This is a genomic window from Streptococcus infantis (genome assembly GCF_047460685.1).
In the GTDB taxonomy this organism is placed as follows: domain Bacteria; phylum Bacillota; class Bacilli; order Lactobacillales; family Streptococcaceae; genus Streptococcus; species Streptococcus infantis_AD.
The window spans coordinates 38280-44411 of the sequence record NZ_JASHFS010000018.1; the positions used below are offsets into that span (position 1 = coordinate 38280).

The following is a 6132-nucleotide window of genomic DNA, read 5'->3' on the forward strand; positions in this document are numbered from 1 at the left end:
TTACACACTTTCTAACTAAGTCGCTTTATTCTTCCAGTATTAGTCGTCGATTTCCGCAAAGACTTGAGTTGCTTTCACAGCCTTCTTCCAGCCCTTGTAGAGTTGTTCCTTGCGAGATTCGTTCATGGATGGCTCAAAAAGTTCTCCTGTCTCATTCAAGAGTTTCAACTCATCCAAATCCTTCCAGTAGCCTACTGACAAACCTGCTAGGAAGGCTGCTCCTAGAGCAGTTGTTTCCAAGTTTTTGGCGCGTGCGATGTCGATTCCTAAGATGTCCGCTTGGAACTGCATGAGAAAGTTATTCATAGCTGCACCGCCATCCACCTTCAAGACTTGGATAGCTGTCTGAGCATCCACTTGCATGGTATCGATGATATCACGCACTTGATAAGCGATAGATTGCAAGGTTGCCTTGATAAAGTCTTCTTTGCTTGTTCCACGAGTCAAGCCAAAGACAGAACCGCGAGCGTTTTGGTTCCAGTATGGAGCACCTAGTCCTGTAAAAGCTGGAACTACATAAACTTCATCATCATTGTGAGAATCACGAGCGTATTTTTCAGACTCTGGTGAGTTTTCCACCATACGAAGTCCATCACGAAGCCATTGAATGGCACTTCCTGCGATGAAGATAGACCCTTCCAAGGCATAGTAAACCTTGCCGTTGATTCCGTATCCAATCGTTGTCAAGAGGTTATTTTCAGACAACTGCATCTCTTCCCCAGTATTCATAATAATGAAAGAACCTGTTCCATAAGTATTCTTGACCACACCTGGTTCAAAGGCCAACTGTCCAAAGAGGGCTGCCTGTTGGTCCCCAGCCATACCTGAGATTGGCACTTCTCCGCCGTAGAAATGGAATGGAGCTGTCTTACCGTAGATTTCAGAGTTAGAACGAACTTCTGGAAGCATAGCCTTAGGAATGTTGAGAATTTCCAAAATCTCGTCATCCCATTTGAGTTCCTTAATGTTATAAAGCATGGTACGAGCTGCATTTGAGTAGTCCGTCACGTGAGCCGCACCGTCAGTCAATTTCCAAACCAACCAAGTATCGATAGTACCAAAGAGCAATTCTCCTTTTTCAGCTCGCTCTTGGGCTCCTTCTACATGGTCCAAAATCCAACGAACTTTAGTAGCAGAGAAATAAGCATCGATGATCAAACCAGTCTTTTCATGGAATTTTTCCACATAGCCTTTGCTTTTTAGTTGCTCAGCCAAAGGTGCTGTCTGGCGAGACTGCCAAACGATGGCATTATAGATAGGAAGACCTGTCTTTTTATCCCAAACAACTGTCGTTTCACGCTGGTTGGTAATCCCGATAGCTTGGATTTGATTTGGCTTGATACCACTTTCGATAAAAGCCCCAGCGATTACTGACTGGACTGAGTTCCAAATTTCATTGGCATTGTGCTCAACCCAACCTGCTTGTGGAAAGATTTGTGTAAATTCTTTTTGACTTGAACTGACCTTTTCCCCTTTTTTGTTAAAAATAATGGCACGAGAACTGGTAGTTCCTTGGTCAATAGCCATAATGTATTTTTCTTGTGACATGTGCTGTCCTCCTGATAAAGATCTTGAGGTTATTTCCTCTTTACAGTAACTAGTATACAAAATAAAGCGCTTTCTTGTTTATCAAGTTTTTTAAAATTTTAAAAAAAATTGATAAGATTGTGAGAATTTCACAAAAAAGGCCTGGATTCCCAAGCCTTTTAAGCAAATAATATCTGACGAATCGCTGCCAAATCTTCCATATCTAAGTCGTTTTTTAAATAATATACTAGAGTCTGGTCTTTTTTATGAATAGGATTATTGGTCACCAGCAAATCATAGTGCCGACTAGGGTCATAGGCTTCAATGGTAATAAAACGATTGTATTCCAAATAGCGTTTCAAGATAGCAGTCATTCTTGAAAAGACAAGAAAACCCGCTGTTACATCTAGACCAATCCGCATATGATGACCGTCATTTTCTGCCATGTATTCCATCAATTGAAGCAATTCCCAAAGTATTTTTTTATCCAAGTCTGTCCCCTGCTGAAAGGCAGGTAAAGCATGAAAAATCTCCTCTGCTGTCTCTTTAAAATCATGTTCCATCAGCAAATAAGGATGACGATTCTCTAACTGGTACTTATAGCGGTCTTGTAAAATATAGCCCTTGAATAGATAGACTTGGCCACAAAATTGACTCAGTTCATAGGTGACATGGTCTTCCGTATAACCGCCTAGCAAGCCCTTTTTCTTCATTTTTTGAATCAGTTGCGTCAACAAATCTGCCAGCCGCCCTCCAAACCCAAGGATATACTCCATGGTATGTAGGGGCAAAATGCGATGAGAAAGAAGAAAAGAGAAGAAAATCATCATCTCACCATCCTCAGTTCCCAAAGGAATGTGTTGCCCAGCAAAAAAGGACGGTGTCTTTCTCAACAAGCGAAGGTAGAAAATATTGTCAAAATAGCCTCGCATTTTATCTTCTATGACTTGAAATTGACAGGCATTGACACGTAGACGTTGTTGGCTGATATGATTCCACAAAATCAAGTCTAACTTCTGCCCCGAAGACAATTGAGCACCACAGATTTCTTCTAAACTAGCAATCTCCCGCCTTCTCTCAGGCTTTTGCATTTCATTTCCCCAGTCCTTACTCGACCAAACCTTACGTAAAAGACAGAAATAAAAGTAACGAATCTGGTGCTCTGGACCTCGCAAACGTCCGTTTTGGATAGATAAATCAAATTCGGATAAAATCTGATTTAAACCAGATAAGTGGCGCCCAAGCGTGGCCTCACTGACCATCAATTCTTGAACCAGCTGATGGGCTTGAAACTGCTGGTGATAGAGCAGATATAGTAAAATCTGGTATTTCACCGCATTGTCTAAAAATAGGCGACGAATATCACGCCCCTTAGTAGTCGCACCGACTGACAAGTTGACCTGCTCTTCCTGTAAATGAATCTGTACATCTAGACCAACTGTTTGCGCTCTTTCATTTGTGAATAAGATGTACTTGGTCACAGTCGCTTTAGAGAAGCCCGTCTCCTCCATCAGTGCTTTTAAGGTCGTTTGTGACTCCTGCAATAAAAAAGAAAGGACTAAAAATTGACCAGCTTCAGCTTTTTCCATCAAGTCTCCTAAATACATTTGTTACCCCTTTCATTTTCTTCTTCAAGCATAGCATAAATTAAAAAAATGCTAAAATAATCTGTTTATCTTTTCGGTTTTTCCCTAGTTTCAAACTCAAATAATCCTCAGAATCAGCAAACACCCCACTCCCCCTTTGGGTATTTTTATGCTAAAATAGTAGCTATGGATAAAATTATTAAAACTATATCAGAAAGCGGAGCCTTTCGTGCTTATGTTCTTGATAGCACTGAAACTGTCCGCACTGCTCAAGAAAAACATCAAACTCAAGCTAGCTCAACTGTAGCACTTGGTCGTACCCTTATCGCCAGCCAGATTCTCGCAGCCAATGAAAAAGGAAATACCAAGCTAACGGTTAAAGTTCTTGGAACTAGCTCTCTAGGTGCCATCATCACTGTCGCAGATACCAAGGGGAACGTCAAAGGTTACGTTCAAAACCCTGGAGTTGACATCAAAAAAACTGCAACTGGCGAAGTCCTAGTCGGGCCTTTTGTCGGAAATGGTCAATTTCTCGTTATCACAGACTACGGCACTGGAAATCCTTATAACTCTATGACTCCGCTTATCTCCGGAGAAATCGGTGAAGATCTTGCCTTCTACTTGACAGAAAGCCAGCAAACTCCGTCAGCAGTTGGACTCAATGTCCTTTTGGACGAAGAAGACAAGGTCAAAGTAGCAGGCGGTTTCCTTGTTCAAGTTTTGCCAGGAGCCAAGGAAGAAGAGATTGCTCGCTTTGAAAAACGCATCCAAGAAATGCCAGCTATCTCAACCCTTCTCGAGAGTGAAGACCATATTGAAGCTCTTCTTAAAGCCATCTATGGTGACGAGCCATACAAACGCTTGTCTGAAGAAGAGATTCGTTTCCAATGTGACTGCAGCAAAGAACGTTTTATGAATGCTCTTGCCAGCCTTCCAAGCTCAGACTTACAGGAAATGAAAGAGGAAGACCACGGGGCAGAAATCACTTGTCAATTCTGCCAAACTACTTACAACTTTAATGAAAACGACCTGGAGGAACTCATTCGTGACAAATCTTAATACCCCCTTTATGATTGGCAATGTTGAGATTCCCAATCGTACCGTTTTAGCACCCATGGCCGGTGTGACCAACTCAGCCTTCCGTACCATTGCAAAAGAGCTTGGAGCTGGGCTCGTTGTCATGGAAATGGTCTCTGACAAGGGAATCCAATACAACAACGAAAAAACTCTTCACATGCTTCATATCGATGAAGGCGAAAACCCTGTCTCTATCCAACTTTTTGGTAGCGATGAAGACAGCCTAGCACGCGCAGCAGAATTCATCCAAGAAAACACTAAAACCGATATCGTGGATATCAACATGGGCTGCCCAGTTAACAAAATCGTGAAGAACGAAGCTGGCGCTATGTGGCTCAAGGATCCAGATAAGATTTACTCTATCATCAACAAGGTCCAATCTGTCCTTGATATCCCACTTACTGTCAAAATGCGTACTGGCTGGGCTGACCCATCTCTGGCAGTTGAAAATGCCCTCGCTGCTGAAGCTGCAGGTGTTTCTGCCCTTGCCATGCATGGACGTACCCGTGAACAAATGTACACTGGCCACGCTGACCTCGAGACCCTTCACAAGGTTGCACAAGCTCTGACAAAAATTCCATTTATCGCTAACGGTGACATTCGCACTGTCCAAGAAGCTAAACAACGTATTGAAGAAGTCGGTGCTGATGCCGTTATGATAGGACGCGCAGCTATGGGGAATCCTTACCTCTTCAATCAAATCAATCACTACTTTGAAACTGGAGAAATCCTTCCTGATTTAACCTTCGAAGATAAGATGAACATCGCCTACGAGCACTTGAAACGCTTGATTAACCTCAAGGGAGAAAAGGTTGCGGTCCGTGAATTCCGTGGACTCGCTCCTCACTACCTCCGTGGAACATCAGGTGCAGCTAAACTCCGTGGAGCTATCTCACAAGCAAGCACACTAGCCGAGATCGAAACTCTATTGCAATTAGATAAGGCTTAAACTTCTATACTACCTTTCAAGTAAGGGTTGATTTCTAGACCCTCTCATACCACCGTACCTGTTGTTCTGCATACAGCGTTTCAACGTATACCGTTCAAGGTAACAATCCAATCACTCCCAGTCTAACAGGTGGTTTGCACCATGTCTCTAAGCCCCAATTACCAGCCAGCGCCTAAAGACGCCGGCTTTTACCTTGTTCAAGCCTCATTGCTCTTGACTCGTGAAGAAATCATACACTGGATAATTTCTTTAATCTTGGATGTATAGTAGATTGAAACAAGATGTGAACAAATCGATTAGGAAAGTCAAATTAATTTCTAGAAATATTTTAACATCTATAACGTACTATTCTAAATTCAATCTACTATATTTCCTTATCGTGGCTTCATTGAGGCCAACTGTACTCACATAATATCCCTCTGCTCAAAAATGTCGATTTCCAAACTTATATTTCAGATTTGCGTGTTTATCGAACATCATTAGAGCGCTTTTACCTTTTAAATATCCCATGAATTATCCTTGGTGGAATACTTACCAACATATGTACATAATCACGCATCAAGTGTCCGTCGATAATTTCAATACCTTCATAACTACACAAGCGATGAAATATTTCGCCTAAACTACTTCGATATTGATTATAGATGATTTTTCGTCTATACTTAGGGGTGAACACAATGTGATGGAACACATCCACTTTGTGTGTGATAAACTATGAGACTTTTGTGCCATGGTTTTCTCCTTTCGCTTTACAATTGGCTTGAACACCTTTATTGTATCGCGTTTGGAGTTTTTTAGTATAACCTTCGACGCGCACCCGCATAGCGGGTGTTTTTTTATCTCGCACCTAACGGAGCGAGACGGACTATAGTTATTTAGTTTTAAAAAAGCACTCTAATGATTCAAAGATATTGGGGACTTCCCTTAATAAATCTGTCACTTTCTTTTTCAAGATAGCCCAAGCCTGCTCAATAGGATTCAAATCTGGTGAAT

Annotated in this window: 4 protein-coding genes and 1 pseudogene; 2 read left to right on the forward strand and 3 right to left on the reverse strand. The window is 41.9% G+C overall.

What is annotated here, in order from left to right; all coding sequences use genetic code 11:
* Positions 1–39: 39 nt before the first annotated feature.
* Complete coding sequence (gene glpK, locus QM917_RS09130; protein ID WP_414285513.1) at positions 40–1548, reverse strand: glycerol kinase GlpK; 1509 nt, start codon at positions 1546–1548, stop codon at positions 40–42.
* 158 nt (positions 1549–1706) lie between these two features.
* Complete coding sequence (locus tag QM917_RS09135) at positions 1707–3134, reverse strand: helix-turn-helix domain-containing protein (RefSeq protein WP_414285514.1); 1428 nt, start codon at positions 3132–3134, stop codon at positions 1707–1709.
* Between the two features lie 165 nt (positions 3135–3299).
* Here QM917_RS09135 and hslO point away from each other — a divergent pair, with 165 nt between their 5' ends.
* Together hslO and dusB are read left to right on the forward strand one after the other, a co-directional pair.
* Complete coding sequence (hslO, locus tag QM917_RS09140; protein WP_414285515.1) at positions 3300–4172, forward strand: Hsp33 family molecular chaperone HslO; 873 nt, start codon at positions 3300–3302, stop codon at positions 4170–4172.
* Complete coding sequence (dusB, locus tag QM917_RS09145; RefSeq protein WP_414285516.1) at positions 4159–5139, forward strand: tRNA dihydrouridine synthase DusB; 981 nt, start codon at positions 4159–4161, stop codon at positions 5137–5139. The genes hslO and dusB overlap by 14 nt, the downstream gene beginning before the upstream one ends.
* Before the next feature lie 360 nt (positions 5140–5499).
* Here the strand turns inward: dusB and tnpA are convergent.
* Positions 5500–5871 (reverse strand): annotated as a pseudogene (gene tnpA / locus QM917_RS09150) (IS200/IS605 family transposase); the annotation flags it as partial.
* Positions 5872–6132 lie beyond the last annotated feature (261 nt).

What these genes read in the sequence shown, in the direction of transcription:
- glpK (WP_414285513.1), bottom strand. Translation starts at nt 1,548, where the DNA reads ATGTCACAAGAAAAATACATTATGGCTATTGACCAAGGAACTACCAGT.
- QM917_RS09135 (WP_414285514.1), bottom strand. Translation starts at nt 3,134, where the DNA reads ATGTATTTAGGAGACTTGATGGAAAAAGCTGAAGCTGGTCAATTTTTA.
- hslO (WP_414285515.1), top strand. Translation starts at nt 3,300, where the DNA reads ATGGATAAAATTATTAAAACTATATCAGAAAGCGGAGCCTTTCGTGCT.